The organism is Thioalkalivibrio sp. ALMg11, from assembly GCF_000377905.1.
In the GTDB taxonomy this organism is placed as follows: domain Bacteria; phylum Pseudomonadota; class Gammaproteobacteria; order Ectothiorhodospirales; family Ectothiorhodospiraceae; genus Thioalkalivibrio.
Genome location: NZ_KB898874.1, coordinates 128676 through 146489, shown reverse-complemented (window position 1 = coordinate 146489; position 17814 = coordinate 128676). Strand labels below are relative to the sequence as shown.

The 17814-nt window shown below is 65.0% G+C and carries 16 protein-coding genes; 8 read left to right on the top strand and 8 right to left on the bottom strand.

Features of this window, described 5'->3' with window-relative positions; genetic code table 11:
* Positions 1-11 precede the first annotated feature (11 nt).
* The 4 genes from fabF to fabD form a co-directional block, all read right to left on the bottom strand.
* Positions 12-1232, bottom strand: a complete 1221-nt coding sequence (gene fabF, locus D578_RS0108200) for a beta-ketoacyl-ACP synthase II (protein ID WP_018949488.1) — start codon at positions 1230-1232, stop codon at positions 12-14.
* 129 nt (positions 1233-1361) lie between these two features.
* Complete coding sequence (gene acpP, locus D578_RS0108195) at positions 1362-1601, bottom strand: acyl carrier protein (RefSeq protein WP_018145676.1); 240 nt, start codon at positions 1599-1601, stop codon at positions 1362-1364.
* Between the two features lie 128 nt (positions 1602-1729).
* Positions 1730-2467 (bottom strand): 3-oxoacyl-ACP reductase FabG, encoded by a 738-nt coding sequence (fabG, locus tag D578_RS0108190; protein ID WP_018949487.1) that lies wholly within the window; start codon positions 2465-2467, stop codon positions 1730-1732.
* Between the two features lie 50 nt (positions 2468-2517).
* The gene (gene fabD / locus D578_RS0108185) at positions 2518-3462 is read right to left on the bottom strand and encodes an ACP S-malonyltransferase (protein WP_081617341.1); all 945 of its coding nucleotides are present in this window, start codon (positions 3460-3462) and stop codon (positions 2518-2520) included.
* 197 nt (positions 3463-3659) lie between these two features.
* On the opposite strand from fabD, the gene infA reads away from it, so the two are divergent.
* Positions 3660-3878, top strand: coding sequence for a translation initiation factor IF-1 (gene infA, locus D578_RS0108180; protein WP_012982660.1), 219 nt, complete (start codon positions 3660-3662; stop codon positions 3876-3878).
* 93 nt (positions 3879-3971) lie between these two features.
* Here infA and clpA read toward each other — a convergent pair whose 3' ends face one another.
* From clpA to icd, 3 genes are all read right to left on the bottom strand, one after another.
* Positions 3972-6242, bottom strand: a complete 2271-nt coding sequence (clpA, locus tag D578_RS0108175; protein WP_018949485.1) for an ATP-dependent Clp protease ATP-binding subunit ClpA — start codon at positions 6240-6242, stop codon at positions 3972-3974.
* A 5-nt stretch (positions 6243-6247) separates the two neighbouring features.
* Entirely contained in the window at positions 6248-6574 is a 327-nt protein-coding gene (clpS, locus tag D578_RS0108170; RefSeq protein WP_018650138.1) for an ATP-dependent Clp protease adapter ClpS, read from the bottom strand.
* Between the two features lie 105 nt (positions 6575-6679).
* Positions 6680-7936 (bottom strand): NADP-dependent isocitrate dehydrogenase, encoded by a 1257-nt coding sequence (gene icd / locus D578_RS0108165; protein ID WP_018949484.1) that lies wholly within the window; start codon positions 7934-7936, stop codon positions 6680-6682.
* A gap of 156 nt (positions 7937-8092) precedes the next feature.
* Here icd and D578_RS0108160 point away from each other — a divergent pair, with 156 nt between their 5' ends.
* From D578_RS0108160 to D578_RS0108130, 7 genes are all read left to right on the top strand, one after another.
* Positions 8093-8554 (top strand): NUDIX domain-containing protein, encoded by a 462-nt coding sequence (locus D578_RS0108160; RefSeq protein WP_026289256.1) that lies wholly within the window; start codon positions 8093-8095, stop codon positions 8552-8554.
* Positions 8551-9648 (top strand): tRNA 2-thiouridine(34) synthase MnmA, encoded by a 1098-nt coding sequence (gene mnmA / locus D578_RS0108155; protein ID WP_018949482.1) that lies wholly within the window; start codon positions 8551-8553, stop codon positions 9646-9648. Before D578_RS0108160 ends, mnmA begins: the two co-directional genes overlap by 4 nt.
* Before the next feature lie 77 nt (positions 9649-9725).
* The gene (hflD, locus tag D578_RS0108150; RefSeq protein WP_018949481.1) at positions 9726-10355 is read left to right on the top strand and encodes a high frequency lysogenization protein HflD; all 630 of its coding nucleotides are present in this window, start codon (positions 9726-9728) and stop codon (positions 10353-10355) included.
* 15 nt (positions 10356-10370) lie between these two features.
* Complete coding sequence (acnA, locus tag D578_RS0108145) at positions 10371-13124, top strand: aconitate hydratase AcnA (RefSeq protein ID WP_018949480.1); 2754 nt, start codon at positions 10371-10373, stop codon at positions 13122-13124.
* Between the two features lie 66 nt (positions 13125-13190).
* Positions 13191-13523, top strand: coding sequence for a hypothetical protein (locus tag D578_RS0108140; protein WP_018949479.1), 333 nt, complete (start codon positions 13191-13193; stop codon positions 13521-13523).
* Positions 13523-14362, top strand: a complete 840-nt coding sequence (locus tag D578_RS0108135) for an HDOD domain-containing protein (protein ID WP_018949478.1) — start codon at positions 13523-13525, stop codon at positions 14360-14362. The genes D578_RS0108140 and D578_RS0108135 overlap by 1 nt, the downstream gene beginning before the upstream one ends.
* Positions 14363-14391: 29 nt before the next feature.
* Positions 14392-16344 (top strand): bifunctional diguanylate cyclase/phosphodiesterase, encoded by a 1953-nt coding sequence (locus D578_RS0108130; RefSeq protein ID WP_018949477.1) that lies wholly within the window; start codon positions 14392-14394, stop codon positions 16342-16344.
* Between the two features lie 43 nt (positions 16345-16387).
* On the opposite strand, the gene D578_RS0108125 is transcribed toward D578_RS0108130, so the two are convergent.
* Positions 16388-17770, bottom strand: a complete 1383-nt coding sequence (locus D578_RS0108125) for an aspartate ammonia-lyase (RefSeq protein WP_018949476.1) — start codon at positions 17768-17770, stop codon at positions 16388-16390.
* Between the last annotated feature and the right edge of the window lie 44 nt (positions 17771-17814).

Below are 17814 nucleotides of genomic sequence, written 5' to 3'. Positions count from 1 at the left end.
GCACCGCAGCGTCAGATGCTGCGGAACACCAGGGTCCCGTTGGTGCCCCCGAAACCGAAGGAGTTCGACAGGCCGACCTTGGTCTTCATCTCGCGTGCCTCATTGGCCACGTAGTTCAGGTCGCACCCTTCGCTCGGGTTTTCCAGGTTGATGGTCGGCGGTGACACCTGATCGCGCAGGGCCAGGGCAGTAAACACACCCTCGATCCCGCCGGCGGCCCCCAGCAGGTGACCGGTCATCGACTTGGTGGAGTTCACCATGAGCTTGTAGGCGTGATCGCCGAAGGCCTTTTTCAGGCCCTGGGTTTCGGCCAGGTCGCCCGCCGGGGTCGAGGTTCCGTGAGCATTGATGTACCCAACCTCTTCCGGGTTCACACCGGCATCTTTCAAGGCGCGATGCATGCACTTGGCGGCACCGGAACCATCCTGGATCGGCTGCGTCATGTGGTGCGCGTCCGCATTCCAGGCGAAGCCGGCCACTTCGCAGTAGATGTGTGCCCCGCGGGCCTTCGCGTGCTCGTACTCCTCGAGCATCATCACCCCGGCGCCGTCGCTCAACACGAAGCCATCGCGATCCTGGTCCCAGGGACGCGAGGCGCGTTCGGGATCATCATTGCGAGTGGACAGCGCCCGGGCGGCAGCGAAGCCACCAATGCCTAGCGGCGTGGTGGCCATCTCGGCCCCACCGGCGACCATGGCATCGGCATCGCCATAGGCGATCATGCGTGCGGCGTCGCCGATGTTATGGGTGCCAGTGGCGCAGGCCGAGACGATGGAGATATTCGGGCCCTGCAGATTGCGCATGATGGACAGATTCCCCGCCACCATGTTGATGATCGCACTGGGCACAAAGAACGGCGAGATCTTGCGCGCCCCGCCCTTCAGATACGCGCCATAGGAACGTTCGATATAGGGCAGCCCTCCGATCCCGGAGCCAATGGCGACCCCGATGCGCTCGGCGTTCTCCTCGGTCACTTCCAGCCCGGAGTCATCCAGGGCCTGGAGCCCCGCCGCGATCCCGTAAAGGACGAAGGTGTCCATCTTCTTCTGGTCTTTCGGCGGGACGTAGTCATTGGCCTCGAAGTCCCGGACCGCGCCGGAGATCTTCACCGGCATGTCCGAGGCATCGAAGACATCGATGGGGGAAATGCCGCTCTTGCCGGCCTTGATGTTGCTCCAGGCCTTGTCGATAGTGGATCCGACCGGGGAGACGATCCCCAGTCCGGTAATCACGACACGTCGCTTAGCCAATGTGTTCTCCTCGAAAGACTGAAATTACGCGTTCGGCGCAACGACGAAGGGCCGCCCTGCGCGCAGGAAGGCCCGTTCGCGTCGTCCTGATCGGCGCCCGGAGGCGTCGGATCAGTCCTTCATGTGCTCGTTGATGTAATCGATCGCCTGCTGCACGGTGGTGATCTTTTCCGCCTGCTCGTCGGGGATTTCGGTTTCGAATTCCTCTTCGAGCGCCATGACGAGTTCCACCGTGTCCAGCGAATCCGCACCCAGGTCGTCGACGAAGCCGGCCGCGTTGGTCACGTCCTCTTCCTTGACACCCAGCTGCTCGACAACGATTTTCTTGACGCGTTCTTCAATGCTACTCATGGTTCAGAAATCCCCTTCAGTGTGAGGCGGCTTCGTTGAAAGGTCCGCCATTCTAGAGAAAAGCCCCGCCGCGATCTAGCGATCCGCGCAGCGGGCTGTGCGGGCGGCTTGCTGCCGTCCCGCCGTGATCAGTGCATGAACATCCCGCCGTTCACGTGCAGGGTCTCGCCGGTAATATACCCGGCCTCCTCGGAAGCCAGGAAACCGACAGCGGCGGCGATCTCTTCCGGCGCCCCCAGACGCCCCAGCGGAATCTGTCCGAGCAGGGCCTGTTTGGTGTCATCGCCCAGTTCGCGGGTCATGTCGGTATCGATGAAACCCGGCGCGACCGTGTTCACGGTGATACTGCGGCTGCCGACCTCGCGCGCCAGCGAACGGGCAAATCCCGCAAGACCGGCTTTCGCGGCGGCGTAGTTGGTCTGCCCGGCGTTGCCGGTGGAGCCCACGACCGAGCCGATCAGGATGATGCGGCCGCGGCGCAGTTTCATCATGCCTTTCAGCAGGCGCTGCGTCAGGCGCACGGCAGCGGACAGGTTGGTGTCGATGATCGCGTCCCACTCCGCGTCCTTCATGCGCATGAACAGGTTGTCGCGGGTAATGCCGGCATTGTTGACCAGCACCTCGATCGGCCCTTCCTGCTCCTGAATCGCCTGCAGGCCGGCTGCGACGGATTCCGCGTCGGTAACATCCATCGCGATGCCGCGCCCGCCCCATTGCTTCAGGGTCTCGGTGATCCGCTCGGCGCCGGACTCACTGGTCGCGGTGCCCACCACCTGCAGGCCCTGTTCCGCCAGACGGCGGGCGATGGCGGCGCCAATTCCGCGGCTTGCACCGGTTACAAGGGCTACACGTTTGTTATCGGACATGGTTGTGCCTTTGCTTCAAATGAGAGGAAGTCGCAGTAGCGGGAGGTCGATCAGCCCGCGGCCAGACGTTCAAGCGTGGCCTTCAGGGTATCGCGGTCGGCGACATCAAACAGTTCCAGTTCGCGGTCGATGCGTTTGGCAAGACCAGTCAGGACTCGACCCGGCCCGCATTCAACCTGGGCCGCCACGCCCTGCCCACGCAAGCCGCGAATGGTCTCGACCCAGCGCACCGGACGATACAGCTGTGCGGCCAGATTGTCCTTGATGGCCTCGGCGGAATCGGTCGGCGCGGCGGTCACATTCTGCCAGACCGGGATGGTTGGGGATTGGAAGGTAGTACTGTCCAGGGCCGCCTGCAGGCGATCCGCGGCCGGGCGCATCAGCGCGCAATGCGACGGGACAGAGACCGGCAGCTTCAGGGCGCGCTTCGCGCCGGCATCCTTGGCTGCGCTTACGGCCCGATCCACCGCCGTGGCATTGCCCGCAATCACGACCTGCCCCGGCGCGTTCAGATTGACCGCCTCCAGGACCTCGCCTCCGGCATGCTCGAGGCAAAGCGCGTGTACCGCAGTGTCGTCGAGCCCAAGGATGGCCGCCATCCCGCCTTCACCCTCCGGTACCGCGGCCTGCATGGCGCGGGCGCGCTCGGCGACCAGGCGTACCGCTTCCGGGAAGCGCAGGACGCCGGCGGCGACCAGGGCGCTGTATTCGCCCAGGCTGTGGCCCGCGACGGCCCGCGGGCGGGCGTCAGTTTGCTCAGTCAGGAGGCGCCAGGCGGCGACCCCGGCGGCCAGCATCACCGGCTGTGTCCACTCGGTCTGGTTGAGTTGTTCCACGGGACCATGCTGGCAAAGACTCCAGAGATCCGCGTCAAGGCAGTCCGACGCCTCCTGAAAGGTGTCGCGGACAATGGCGTGGTCATCGCCCAGATCGGCCAGCATGCCGGTGGACTGGGACCCCTGCCCCGGAAATACGGCGGCCCAAGAAGTTGTCATTCGTTACTGATCTCGCGCGTGAAAGCGCGCGTAGTGTAGGCGGTCACGTAAACCTCGGCAAACGCCACCCATCCGCAGGGGCCGGGTGTCGTCCTTCGTCGCAGGTTGCCATGTCCCCCCGAAAGCCGCCGTGTGACTTGTGTTCCGCCGGTGCATCCGGATAATGTCGCACCTTGATTCAATACGAGAGGGACTGTATGGCGAAGGAAGACGAAATCGAGCTGGAGGGCACTGTAGTCGAAACGCTCCCCAACACCACCTTCCGGGTGGAGCTCGAAAACGGGCACACGATCACGGCGCACATCTCCGGCAAAATGCGCAAGCATTACATCCGGATCCTGCGCGGCGACAAGGTGATCGTGCAGATGACGCCCTATGACCTGACCAAGGGTCGTATCGTCTACCGCAACAAGTAAGCTCCCTCTCCAACGAAGAAGCCCCGGCCGGACCGGGGCTTCTTCGTTTGCGGGCCCTCCCGGGCCCTGTAACGTCGGATGGGCGGAGCCGCGTCAGGACGGCACCGCGGTTTCCTGGATATCCAGCTCCAGACCGGACTCGCCCAAGCGGACCACCACTTCGCCACCGTGGGCCAGTCGCCCGAACAGCAGTTCGTCGGCCAGCGGCTTCTTGATGTACTCCTGCAACGTACGCGCCATCGGGCGCGCGCCCATCTTGACGTCGTAGCCGTGCTCGGCCAGCCAGGCACGCGCCTCCGGCTCGACCGTCATATGCACCTTCTTCTCGTCGAGCTGGGCTTGCAGCTGGATCAGGAACTTGTCCACCACGTTGAGGATGGTGACCTCGTCCAGTGGCCCGAACTGGATGGTTGCATCCAGACGGTTGCGGAACTCCGGTGTGAAGGTGCGCTTGATCGCCTCCATCGCGTCGCTGGAATGATCCTGCTTGGTAAAGCCCATCGATGGACGGCTGGCCTGCTCGGCCCCCGCGTTGGTGGTCATCACCAGGATCACGTTGCGGAAGTCGACCTCGCGCCCGTTGGCATCGGTCAGTGTGCCGTGATCCATCACCTGTAGCAGCACATTGAACACATCCGGGTGGGCCTTCTCGATCTCGTCCAGCAGCAGCACCGAATGCGGATGCTTCAGGATGGCATCGGTCAGCAACCCCCCCTGCTCGTAGCCCACATAGCCGGGCGGTGCCCCGATCAGGCGCGACACGGTATGCCGCTCCATATACTCGGACATGTCGAAGCGGGCCAGATGGATGCCCATCTGCTGCGCCAGTTGGCGGGTAACCTCGGTCTTGCCGACACCGGTCGGCCCGGCAAACAGGAACGAGCCGATCGGCTTGTCCAGGTCGCCCAGCCCGGAGCGCGCCATCTTGATCGCGGTGGATAGCGTCCCGATGGCCTCGTCCTGTCCGAAGACGGTCATCTTCAGGTTGCGATCGAGGTGGCGCAGGGTCTCCTTGTCGGAACTGGAGACCACCTTCGGCGGGATGCGTGCGATCTTGGCCACGATCGTCTCGATGTCCTGTACGCCGATGGTCTTTTTGCGCTGGCTGATCGGCTGCAACTGCCGACTGGCCCCGGCCTCGTCGATCAGGTCGATGGCCTTGTCCGGCAAGAAGCGATCGGTGATGTAGCGATCAGCCAACTCCGCCGCCGCGCGCAGCGCCGGCTTGGTGAAGCGCACGTTGTGGTGCGTCTCGAAGCGGGACTTCAGGCCGCGCAGGATCTGCTCGGTCTCGTCCACCGTCGGCTCCGGCACTTCGATCTTCTGGAAGCGCCGTGCCAGGGCCCGGTCCTTCTCGAAGATGCCCCGGTATTCCTGGTAGGTGGTGGACCCAATGCACTTCAGTTCGCCCGAGGCGAGCATCGGCTTGATCAGGTTGGAGGCATCCATCACCCCGCCGGAGGCCGCGCCGGCCCCGATGATGGTGTGGATTTCGTCGATAAACAGCACCGCGCCCGGCTCTTTCTTGAGCTGGGCAAGCACGCCTTTCAGACGCTTTTCGAAGTCACCGCGGTACTTGGTACCGGCGACCAGCGCGCCCAAGTCCAGCGAATAGACCGTGGCAGAGTCGATCGCCTCGGGTACCTGTTCGTCCACAATGCGGCGCGCCAGACCCTCGGCGATCGCGGTCTTGCCCACGCCGGCCTCGCCCACCAGCAACGGGTTGTTCTTGCGCCGGCGGCAGAGGATCTGGATGGTGCGTTCGATCTCGTGATCGCGCCCGATCAGCGGGTCGATCTCGTCCTTGCGCGCCTTGTCGTTCAGGTTGGTGGCGTAGAGCTGCAGCGCGTTGGTCTTCTCCTCGCGCTCACCCTCCACCGACTCGGCCTGGGGCTCACCCGCGTTGGGCTGGGGCCCGAGTTCGTCTTCCCCGACCTTGGAGATGCCGTGGGAGATGAAATTCACGACATCCAGACGCGAGATGTTCTGCTGACCCAGCACGTACAGGGCCTGGCTGTCCTGCTCTCCGAACAGGGCCACCAGCACGTTGGCGCCGGAGACCTCCTTGCGGCCGCTGGACTGCACATGGAACACCGCCCGCTGCAGCACGCGCTGGAAGCCCAGGGTTGGCTGGGTCTCGCGCGAATCGCTCGGCGGGATGCGCGGCGTGTTTTCGTCGATATAGGCCGCAAGCTCGTCGCGGATGCGATCAAGATCGCCCCCGCAGGCCCGCAGCACCATGGCGGCGCTGGGATTCTGCGCCAGCGCCATCAGCAGATGCTCAACGGTCACAAACTCGTGACGCTTTTCGCGGGCCTCCTTGAAGACCATGTTCAGGCTGAATTCGAGTTCCTTGTCGAGCATGGGAGTCAGACCTCCTCCATCGAGCAAAGCAGTGGGTGCTGATGACTGCGGGCATAGTCGTTCACCTGCGCCACCTTGGTCTCGGCCACATCCCGGGTAAAGATGCCGCATACGCCTTTGCCACGCGTATGCACGTGCAACATGACCCGGGTGGCCTTCTCGCGATCCATGCTGAAGAAGGTCTCCAGTACTTCAATCACGAACTCCATCGGCGTGAAATCATCGTTGAGCAATACCACCTTGTACTGTCGCGGTGGTTTGAGCTCCGGCCTCGATTCTTCGACCGTTACCGAGTCGTCTCGATCGGGGGATTGGGGCTTGTCGTTACTCATCGGTCGAAATTACGCCTTCAGCGGTTACTCGTTTGTTAGTCGCCATCCTCGATTGGTTCCGGGTTCAGGCCAAGTGCCCTTACGGACACTCCGACCACCCGACCCTCACATGTGCTTGATCATCGCCTCGCCGAAGGCCGAGCAGGCGATCGGCTCGACGCCATCCATCTGACGCGCGAAGTCGTATGTGACCTCGCTGGCACTGATTGCACCACCCATGCCCTTGACCACCAGGTCTGCCGCTTCCGACCAGCCCAGGTGCCGCAGCATCATCTCGGCAGACAGGATCAGCGACCCGGGGTTCACCTTGTCCTGCCCGGCGTACTTCGGCGCCGTACCATGCGTGGCTTCGAACATCGCCGTGCTGTCGGACAGGTTCGCACCCGGGGCGATGCCGATGCCACCCACCTGGGCTGCCAGTGCATCGGAAATGTAGTCGCCGTTCAGGTTTAGCGTGGCGATCACCGCGTAGTCCTCCGGGCGCAGCAGGATCTGCTGCAGGAAGGCGTCGGCAATCACGTCCTTGATCACGATGTCGTTCCCGGTCTTCGGGTTCTTGAAGGTCTGCCACGGGCCGCCGTCCAGGTCCTTCGCGCCGAATTCCTCGCGCGCCAGCTCGTAGCCCCAGGCCTTGAAGGAGCCCTCGGTGAATTTCATGATGTTGCCCTTGTGCACCAGGGTCACCGACGGGCGGTCGTTGTCGATCGCGTATTCGATGGCCTTGCGCACCAGGCGCTTGGTGCCCTCGCTGGACACCGGCTTCACACCGATCCCGGCGGTCTCCGGGAAGCGGATCTGGGTGACACCCATCTCGTCCTGCAGGAAGTCGATGACCTTCTTGACCTCCGGGGTACCCGACTCGAACTCGATCCCGGCGTAGATGTCTTCGGAGTTCTCGCGGAAGATCACCATATCGGTCTTCTCCGGCTCCTTCAGCGGGCTCGGAGTGCCGTCGTAGTAGCGCACAGGGCGCAGGCAGACGTACAGATCCAGCTTCTGGCGCAGGGCCACGTTCAGGGAGCGGAAGCCGCCGCCCACCGGGGTCGTCAGCGGGCCCTTGATGGACACGCGGTAGTCCTTCACCGCCTCCAGGGTCTCGCCCGGCAACCCGGAGTCGTCGTCATAGACCTGCGTTGCCTTCTCGCCGGCGTAGATTTCCATCCACTCGATGGCCTTCTTCCCGCCGTAGGCCTTTTCCACCGCCGCATCGGTCACCCGACGCATCACCGGGGTGATGTCGACACCGATCCCGTCACCTTCGATGTAGGGGATCACCGGATGATCCGGCACCTGCAACTTCCCCTGGTCGTCGACGGTGATGCGTTCGCCCTTCTCCGGGACCTGAATGTGCTGATAGGCCATGCCAACTCCTTGTGCGGATCTCGTAGATGAATCAATCGTTAATCACGGTTGAACTGATTATACATGCCGGACCGGGTTTTCCGGTGACCGAACAAGTGCGCGATTGCGGGGTCGCGTATGGCGGCCCGACCGGCAGCCTGCGTTATCATCCGCGCCATGACCGACCGACTTCCCTGTCATATCACCGTGGCCGCCGTGATCGAGCGCGAGGGCCGTTTCCTGTTCGTCGAGGAGACCGACGCGGGCCGCCGGGTGCTGAACCAGCCCGCCGGCCACCTGGATGCCGGCGAGGACCTGACCGAGGCCGTGATTCGCGAGGTCCGCGAGGAGACCTGCCTGGAATTCGCACCCGAGGCGGCCCTGGGCTGCGACCTGCTGGAACTGGCCAGTGGCGCCGTGATCCTGCGCGTGACCTTCTGCGGTTCGGCGATCCCACTTCAATCCCCGGCCCAACGCGACCCTGCGATTCATGCCCTGCACTGGCTGACGCCGGAACAGGCCGAGGGTGAATGGCCGTTGCGCAGCCCGCTGGTGATGCGCAGCATCCGCCGCCACCAGGACGGCTTGCGGCTGCCGCTCGCCGCGGTCGGGGAACTGGTGAGGACACCGGCCGCATGACGCGAAGCGAGCGCGTCATCGTCGGGCTCTCCGGCGGGGTCGATTCCGCCGTCGCGGCCAGCCGCCTGCTGGAGGCCGGCTATCGCGTCGAAGGCCTGTTCATGAAGAACTGGGAAGATGACGACGACGCCGAGTACTGCGCCGCCGAGGCCGACTACGCAATGGCCCGCGAGGTGGCGGACTGCCTGGAAATCCCGCTGCACAAGGCGAACTTTGCCGAGGACTACCGCCAGCGTGTTTTCGCGCAGTTCCTGCATGAATACGAGGCCGGGCGCACCCCGAACCCCGACATCCTCTGCAACCGCGAGGTCAAGTTCCGCTCGTTCCTCGACCACGCCCGCGACCTCGGGGCCCGCTGGATTGCCACCGGTCACTACGCCCGGGTGCGCCATCACGCGGACTACAGCGAGCTGTGCCAGGCGGCGGATGCCAACAAGGACCAGACCTACTTCCTGCATACCTTGACCCAGGAACAACTGCGCCCCGCCCTGTTCCCGTTGGGCGACATCCCCAAGGATCAGGTACGCGAACGGGCCCGGGAACTGGGCCTGCCGAACCATGCGCGCAAGGATTCCACCGGGATCTGCTTCATTGGCGAGCGACGCTTCCGTGACTTTCTCGCCCAATACCTGAAAGCGCCCAAGGGGGAGATGCGTACACCGGAAGGCCAGGTGGTCGGCCGCCACCAGGGACTGATGTTCTACACCCTCGGTCAGCGCCAGGGCCTGGGGATCGGCGGGGTCGAGGGCTTTGCCGAGGCCCCGTGGTATGTCGTCGACAAGGACCTGGACAGCAACACCCTGGTGGTCGCCCAGGACCCGCAGCACCCGCTATTGATGAGCCCGTCGCTGACGACCGAGGTGGTGCACTGGATCCATGACATGCCGGCCTCCGGTGAGCCGCTGCAGGCCCGGTTACGCCATCGCCAGCCCTTGCAGGATTGCCGGGTGCAGGCGCTGGACACGACCGGCGCCACCGTCGTCTTCGATGCCCCGCAGCGCGCAGCGACCCCGGGGCAGTCCATCGCCTTCTACCGCGGCGATGTCTGCCTGGGCGGGGCCGTCATCGCCACGCGAACCACGAATGCGCCGTGAGTCTGCAGGGCCACTTCCGGTATAGTGGCCGCGCTGCCCGGCGACCCGACTCCGACCCACCCAAGGAACCGACTGGTTTGGACCGCTCCGATCACAACCGCACCCTGGCGCTCGCCGCCCTCTTCCAGTGCGCGAGCCTGGTCAAGGATCTGGCCTGGCGCGGGAACTGCGACGAGTACGAATTCGAGATTTTGGTCGGGAGCCTGTTCGCCTTCGACGCGGACACCCCGGAAGCGGTTTATCGCGAGGCCGTCAGCCTGCGCAGTGGCCTGGAGCGTATCGAGAGCCAGTTGCAAAACGGCAGCAAGCCGCCGGACATGGAGATCACCCGCTACGCGATCGGGCTGATCTTCCTCGAGCGCAAGCTGCAAAAGCGCGACGACATGCTGCAGAAGCTGACCGACGGCCTGCAGGGCGCCCAGCGCCAGATCGACTACTTCCACATCACGCACGAAAGCGTGGTTGCCCGGCTGGCCGAGATCTACAAGGAGACCATCTCCGAACTCGGCCCGCGCATCATCGTGCAGGGCGAACAGAACAACCTCTCCAATCCCGACACCGCCGCGCGCATCCGTGCGTTGCTGCTGGCCGGGATTCGCGCCGCGGTCCTCTGGCGCCAGGCCGGCGGATCGCGCTGGAAATTGCTTTTCGGCCGCAAGCGGCTGATTCGCGAAGCGCATGACATCCTCAATCGACTCAATACCTGAAAGCGGAAGACGCACATGAGCCACGCTGACCCCAAGAACACCCGCACCCTCTCCGCTGGCGGCCGCGAATGCCGCTACGTGCCGATCACCGACGACGCCCGGGCGGCCGACCTGCCCTTTGCGCTCAAGGTGTTGCTGGAGAACCTGTTGCGCTTCGAGGACGAGCGCACGGTGCGCCGCGCCGACATCGAGGCCCTCCTGGACTGGGATCCGAAGGCCGAGCCGACCCAGGAGATCGCGTTCCGTCCGGCGCGCGTGCTGCTGCAGGACTTCACCGGCGTACCGGCGGTCGTAGACCTCGCCGCGATGCGCGATGCGATGGAGGCGCTGGGGGGCGATCCGAAGAAGATCACCCCGCTACAGCCGGCCGAGCTGGTCATCGACCACTCGGTGCAGGTGGATGCCCACGGCAACGCCAACGCGATGAACCTGAACGCGGAGCTCGAATACTCGCGCAACCGCGAGCGCTACAGCTTCCTCAAGTGGGGCCAGCAGGCGTTCGATACCTTCAAGGTCGTGCCGCCGGATACCGGCATCGTTCATCAGGTGAACCTCGAGTACCTGGCGCGCACGGTGTTCGTGGATGATCAGGCCGAGGGCGGCTGCATGGCCTTCCCGGACACCCTGGTCGGCACCGACTCCCACACCACGATGATCAACGGCCTGGGTGTGCTCGGCTGGGGCGTGGGCGGCATCGAGGCCGAGGCCGCGATGCTCGGCCAGCCGATCTCCATGCTGATCCCGCAGGTCGTGGGCTTCCGCCTGACCGGCAAGCTGGCCGAGGGCGCGACCGCGACCGACCTGGTGCTGGTGATCGTCGAGAGCCTGCGCAAGAAGGGCGTGGTCGGCAAGTTCGTCGAATTCTTCGGCGACGGCCTGGGCGACCTGCCGCTAGCCGATCGCGCCACCATTGCCAACATGGCCCCGGAATATGGCGCGACCTGCGGCATCTTCCCGATCGACGACGAGACCCTGACTTACCTCCGCCTGACCGGGCGCGACGCCCAGCACATCGAGTTCATCGAGGCCTACGCGAAGGCCCAGGGCCTGTGGCGTGACGACAATGCCCCGATCGCGCGCTACAGCGACATGTTCGAACTGGATCTGTCCACCGTAGAGCCGAGCCTGGCCGGGCCCAAGCGCCCGCAGGACCGCATCCCGCTGAGCCAGGCCGGAGCGACCATCAGCCGTCACCTCGACACCATGCTGAAGGAGCGCGCCAGCGGCGCCGACGAACCGGACGACGCCGAGCGCTTCGCGGCCGAGGGCGGACATACCGCGGTGGGCGTGGAGCATCAGGCGGAGGAGCCTCACCACACCGCCATCGAGATGGACGGCGAGACCTTCACCCTGGATCACGGCGACATCGTGATCGCCGCGATCACCTCCTGCACCAACACCTCCAACCCGTCGGTGATGCTGGGTGCGGGCCTGGTGGCGCGCAAGGCGCGCGAGGCCGGGCTGCAGGTGAAGCCATGGGTGAAGACCTCGCTGGCCCCTGGCTCCCGCGTGGTGACCGATTACCTGGAGAAATCCGGCCTGCTGCCCGACCTGGAGGCCTTGGGCTTCCACGTGGTGGGCTATGGCTGCACCACCTGCATCGGCAACTCCGGCCCGCTGCCGGAGCCAATCTCCGAGGCGATCATCAAGGATGACCTGATCGTCAGCTCGGTGCTCTCCGGCAACCGCAACTTCGAGGGCCGGATCCACTCCGAGGTGCAGATGAACTTCCTCGCCTCGCCGCCGCTGGTGGTCGCCTACGCCCTGGCCGGGCGCAGCAACATCGACCTTTACAGCGACCCGATCGGCGAGAATGCACAGGGTCAGCCGGTCTATCTGAAGGATATCTGGCCGACCACGCAAGAAGTGCGCGAGGCGGTGGCCAGCCACGTCGGTGCCAGCAGCTTTACCAGCGCCTATGGTGATCTCTATTCCGGCGAGGAGCGTTGGCGCAACCTGGAGGCCCCGCAGGGCCAGCGCTTCGACTGGCAGGAGGATTCCACCTACGTGCGCAACCCGCCCTACTTCGAGGGCATGAGCATGACTCCTACGCCCTGGAACGACGTCCAGGGCGCGCGCGTCCTCGCGCTGCTGGGCGATTCGGTCACCACCGACCACATTTCCCCCGCCGGCTCCATCGCCAAGGACAGCCCGGCGGGTCGCTACCTGGAGTCCCAGGGCGTGAAGCCGGCCGACTTCAACTCCTACGGCTCCCGTCGCGGGAACCACGAGGTGATGATGCGCGGGACCTTCGCCAACGTGCGTCTGCGCAACCTGCTGGCACCGGGCACCCAGGGCGGGGTGACCCAGCACCTGCCGGATGGCGAGCAGATGTCCATCTACGACGCGGCAATGCAGTATCAGCAAGAGGACACCCCGCTGATCGTGATCGCCGGCCAGGAATACGGCACCGGCTCTTCGCGCGACTGGGCCGCCAAGGGCACCCTGCTGCTGGGCGTCAAGGCGGTCATCGTCGAGACCTTCGAGCGTATCCACCGCTCCAACCTCGTGGGGATGGGCGTGCTGCCGTTGCAGTTCCTGGATGGCGAGAACGCGGCCAGCCACGAACTGACCGGGCGCGAAACCTTCAGCATTACCGGGGTGGAAAACGGCGAGTCCCGCGAGGCCACGGTCACTGCCGTGGCCGATAGCGGCCAGCGCAAGACCTTCACGGTGCGCGTACGCCTGGATACCCCGCAGGAGGTGGACTACTTCCGCCACGGCGGCATCCTGCCCTACGTGTTGCGCCAGCTCGCGGCTTCCGCATAAGGTTTGGCCATGGGACGGCGGGTATCCACGGAGGTGATTCAGTCCGGTCAGACGCTGGCAACAGCGGTGCATGACCGATCCGGCCGTCTCCTGATCCCCGCCGGCATGGTGCTCCAGGACAAGCAGATCCGCGTGCTGCTGTCCTGGGGCATCAGCACGGTCGAGATCGTCGAGGACGAACATGCCGCGGCCAACGATTCCCGGGACGACGAGGCCCCGGATCTGCCCGCGGACGCCCGGCCCACGCCGGAGATGGAGACACAGGCCGATGCCATCCTGGCCGAGCGCTTCCGTCACTGTGACGCGACCGGCTATCCCATGGACGGGATCTACTCGATCGCGCGTACTCAGCTGCTGGACGAGCTCATGCGCCGCGGCCACAAGCCCCGGAGCGCATGATGACCGTCGCCGAGTTTCTCGAGCAGGATGACTCATTGTGCAGTTTTTCCGGGAGTTACAACACGATCTTCACGCGCCTTAGCGACCCGACCGCGAACGTGGCCGGGATTACCGAGGCAGTGGAACTGGACCCGACTATTGCGGCCAAGACGCTGCGCATGGCGAACTCTTCGTTGTACGGGTTCCCCGAGCCGATCGATACCCTGCACCGGGCAGTCTCCATCATCGGCCTGCAGCAGATGCGGCAGATCGTGCTCTCCACCATCGTGATCGAGCACTTCCGCGGGCTGCCGGTCATCGGCGTCGACATGGAATCGTTCTGGCGCCACAGCATTGCCGTCGGCGTGCTCAGCCGCTCGATCGCCCGCTTTCGGCGCGAAGCGAACATCGAGCGCCTGTACCTCTACGGGATCATGCACGACCTCGGTCGGCTGCTGCTGTTTCTCCGGCTGGGTAGCCGAACCGAGGAACTGATCAACATCCGCGAGCGCGAACAGTGCCTGTTGTACGAGGCGGAGCGCGAGCTGCTGGGTTTCGACCACGCCGCCATCGGTTCCGCCCTGCTCGAGGAATGGGGCATGGCCCCGGCCCAGGTGGAGGCCACGCGCTACCACCATGCCCCGGACGAGGCCCGTGCGTTTCCCGTGGAGACGGCCATCGTGCACGTCGCCGACAGCATCGCCAATTCGTTGCGGCTGGGATCCTCCGGAGAGCGTTTCGTGCCCCCGGTTGCCCCGGAGACCTTCGATCGCATTGGCCTGGAGATGGCAGTCTACGAAGACATCATCGGCCACGCCCGCAAGCATCTGGACCAGATGCAGACGATCCTCCTCGACTGAGCCTGTATGCAAGCAAAGGACGCTGTTGCATGAGCCCATCGTATCGCACGCCCGAGGAGGTCAATGCCCTCCATGAGCGCATCCGTTTCCTCGAGGAAGCGCTGGAAGCCAACGCCTACGCGATGGATGTGCTCGCCTCGACCACCGCGATCTTCGGCGACACCGACCGCAACCGCAGTCCCGAACTGATCATCCAGAACACCACCGAGTCCATCCGGCGGCTGCTGCCGACGCAGGACATGGCGGTGTACGTTCTGGACAATGACTGCTCGTTCAACCTGGACTATCAGGAACGCCCCGGGCAACTGGAGCCGGACCTGTCGGAGACCGTCGAACAGCTGATTCAGGACGGCCAGTTCTCCTGGGCCCTGCACCAGAACCATCCGGTCTGCCTGCCCTCCCCGGTCGAGGGCGAGAGTGTGATGCTGCACGTGATCTCCACGCGCACCCGGATTCGCGGGATGTTCGTCGCCCGCTTTCGTCAAGCGGAGCTGCAGCGTTACGAGATGATTCTGTCGACGCTGACCATGGTGCTGTTCAATACCGCCTATGCCCTGGAGAGCGCGGACCTGTTTCAGATGATGGACCGGCGCCAGAAGGCGCTGCAGCGCATCACCGAGCGCCAGTCACGCGAGCTGCTGCACCACATGTCCCACGACTCGCTGACCAACCTGCCCAACCGCATGCTGTTCAGCGACCGCCTGTCGCAGGCGATGGAGCGCCACGCGGGTGTCGCGACGGGTCATGTGGCCCTGATCCTGCTGGATCTGGATAACTTCAAGCGCACCAACGATTCTCTCGGTCACCGTGCCGGCGACGAGCTGATCCGCAAGGTCGCCCAGGACCTGTCCGCTCTGCTGGACCATGCCCGGGAACGCTCGGGACGCCACCTGCGAACCACCCTGTCGCGCCTTGGCGGCGACGAGTTCGGCATCCTCGTCGAGGACACCAATGGGCTGGAGGGCGTTGTCCGGCTGGTCACCGATGTGGTGCGCAAGACGGCGACCGAGCGGCAGATCTTCGATCAGCCCGTGGTCAGCAGTGTCTCCTGCGGGATTGCCGTCTATCCCTATGATGGCGAGGATGCGGACACCCTGCTCGGCAACGCCGATGCGGCGATGTACGAGGCCAAGCAACGCGGTCGTAACGGGTTCCGCTTTTACACCCAGGATCTGAACGCGCGCACCTTCCGCCACTTCGAGCTGGAAAACGAACTGGGACAGGCGATTGCCAGCGACCAGCTGAGGCTCCATTACCAGCCCAAGATCGACCTGGACAGCGGCCGAATCATCGGCGCGGAGGCGTTGATTCGCTGGCAGCATCCGACGCTCGGTCTGCTGCCTCCCAGTCACTTCATCGAACTGGCCGAGGACATGACCCTGATCGAGGAGATCGGGGAATGGGTGTTGCGCCAGGTCTGTCGGGACTTGCAGTCCCTGCGGCTGGCCGAAGACGAGCTGCCGCGCATTGCCATCAATGTCTCCGCGCGCCAGCTGCGGCAGCCGGATCTTGCGGGGAACTTCCACCGCATTATCCGCGAGACCGGTGTCCCGCCCCGCTGTATCGAGCTGGAGCTCACCGAGACCGCGATCATGGACGACCCCCAGGGGGCGGCGCGGGTCTTCCAGCGACTGCGTCACGCCGGCATGTCCCTGGCGGTGGATGATTTCGGGACCGGTCACGCGTCCCTCGTGCAGCTCAAGCAGATACCGGCCGACACCCTGAAGATCGACCGCTCCTTCGTGAAGGATCTCGACCAGGGCGAGGAACATTCGCAGATCGTCCGCGCGATCATTCTGATGGCCCATACCCTGGGGCTGGACGTGATTGCGGAGGGCGTGGAGACCGAACGCCAGGCGGAGATCCTGCTACAGCTGGATTGCCATACGGCCCAGGGCTTCTACTTCTCGCACCCGGTGGCGTTCGACGACCTTCGGGGCCTGCTCCGCGACCGGGTCCAGCTCCCCGCCGCGACCGCCTGACCCCGTTCGTCACCCCGGACGCACGGGGCCGGGCTGGCTCGGACTAGTCCGTCTGGGGCTCGGTCAGGGCGGCCGGGTTCAGCAAGGCCTGCAGGCGTTCACGCGGGATGTCCGTTTGCTCCGCCGCCACATCAACGATCGGCCGGCCGCTGGCGTACGCCTCCTTGGCAATCCGGGCGCCGGCCTCATAGCCGATCTCCGCGTTCAGCGCCGTCACCAGGATCGGGTTGCGGTCCAGGGCCGCGCGCAACACGTCCTCGTTCACCGTAAAGCCGGCGATGGCCCGATCGGCAAGGTGTTCGGCCGCGCGCGCCAGCAGGCCCATCTGGTTGAGGAGGTTGTCGGCGATTAGCGGCAGGCCGACGTTCAGCTGGAAATTGCCCCCCTGTCCCGCGGCCGCGACCGCGGCGTCCAGGCCGATCACCTGCTGCGCGGCCATGATCACCGCCTCGGGGATCACCGGGTTGACCTTGCCCGGCATGATCGAACTACCGGGTTGCAGGGCCGGCAACGCGATCTCGCCCAACCCGGCCAGCGGACCCGAGTTCATCCAGCGCAGGTCGTTGGCGATCTTGATCAGGCTGGTGGCCGTGGTGCGCAACTGGCCGGACAGCTCCACTGCGGTGTCCTGGCTGGCCAGGGCCGCAAAGCCGTTGGGTTCGCGCTCGAAGGCGATCCCGGTGCGTTCCGCCAGGCGGTGGGTGACCCGATCCCCGAATTGGGCCGGGGCATTGATGCCGGTGCCCACCGCCGTGCCACCAATCGCCAGTCGGTTGATCCGCGCGCGCGTGTCGCGAAGGCGCTCGACGTCCAGTTCCAGTTGCCGGCGCCAGCCGGACAGCTCCTGACTCATCCGCACCGGCATCGCGTCCATCAGATGGGTGCGGCCGGTCTTCACGATTGCGGTCAGTTCGCCCTCGCGCCGGGCGATGGTCGCAATGAGATGACGCAAGGCCGGCATCAGCTGCTTTTCCATCTGAACGGAGGCAGCCACATGCAGGGCGGTGGGGATCACGTCATTGGAGCTTTGGGAACGGTTTACGTGATCGTTCGGATGGACCGTCAAGGCATCACTCGAGGCCAGCCGCGCGATCACCTCGTTCATGTTCATGTTGCTGCTGGTCCCGGAACCCGTCTGATAAACATCCACCGGGAAGGCATCGGCATGCTCGCCGCTGGCGATGGTCTCGGCGGCCGCGACGATCGCCGCGGCCACCTCGTCCGGAAGCTGGTCGAGCGCCTGGTTGGCCTCGGCGCAGGCCGCCTTGGTCTGCGCCAGGGCGCGAATAAACGCCGGCGGCATCGGTCGCCCGCTGATGTGGAAGTTGTCCACAGCGCGCTGGGTCTGGGCGCCCCACAAGGCCCGTTCCGGGACCTCCACTGTCCCGAGACTGTCCTGTTCCTGACGCATTGCGGGCTTCGACATGCCTTCCTCCTGGTTTGCGCGGGGCGCGATGCTGTATTGCACTT

Excerpts from the sequence above, each read along its gene's own strand:
- acpP (WP_018145676.1), bottom strand. The coding sequence starts at position 1,601 with ATGAGTAGCATTGAAGAACGCGTCAAGAAAATCGTTGTCGAGCAGCTG.
- fabG (WP_018949487.1), bottom strand. The coding sequence starts at position 2,467 with ATGTCCGATAACAAACGTGTAGCCCTTGTAACCGGTGCAAGCCGCGGA.
- fabD (WP_081617341.1), bottom strand. The coding sequence starts at position 3,462 with ATGACAACTTCTTGGGCCGCCGTATTTCCGGGGCAGGGGTCCCAGTCC.
- infA (WP_012982660.1), top strand. The coding sequence starts at position 3,660 with ATGGCGAAGGAAGACGAAATCGAGCTGGAGGGCACTGTAGTCGAAACG.
- clpA (WP_018949485.1), bottom strand. The coding sequence starts at position 6,242 with ATGCTCGACAAGGAACTCGAATTCAGCCTGAACATGGTCTTCAAGGAG.
- clpS (WP_018650138.1), bottom strand. The coding sequence starts at position 6,574 with ATGAGTAACGACAAGCCCCAATCCCCCGATCGAGACGACTCGGTAACG.
- icd (WP_018949484.1), bottom strand. The coding sequence starts at position 7,936 with ATGGCCTATCAGCACATTCAGGTCCCGGAGAAGGGCGAACGCATCACC.
- D578_RS0108160 (WP_026289256.1), top strand. The coding sequence starts at position 8,093 with ATGACCGACCGACTTCCCTGTCATATCACCGTGGCCGCCGTGATCGAG.
- mnmA (WP_018949482.1), top strand. The coding sequence starts at position 8,551 with ATGACGCGAAGCGAGCGCGTCATCGTCGGGCTCTCCGGCGGGGTCGAT.
- acnA (WP_018949480.1), top strand. The coding sequence starts at position 10,371 with ATGAGCCACGCTGACCCCAAGAACACCCGCACCCTCTCCGCTGGCGGC.
- D578_RS0108135 (WP_018949478.1), top strand. The coding sequence starts at position 13,523 with ATGACCGTCGCCGAGTTTCTCGAGCAGGATGACTCATTGTGCAGTTTT.
- D578_RS0108130 (WP_018949477.1), top strand. The coding sequence starts at position 14,392 with ATGAGCCCATCGTATCGCACGCCCGAGGAGGTCAATGCCCTCCATGAG.
- D578_RS0108125 (WP_018949476.1), bottom strand. The coding sequence starts at position 17,770 with ATGTCGAAGCCCGCAATGCGTCAGGAACAGGACAGTCTCGGGACAGTG.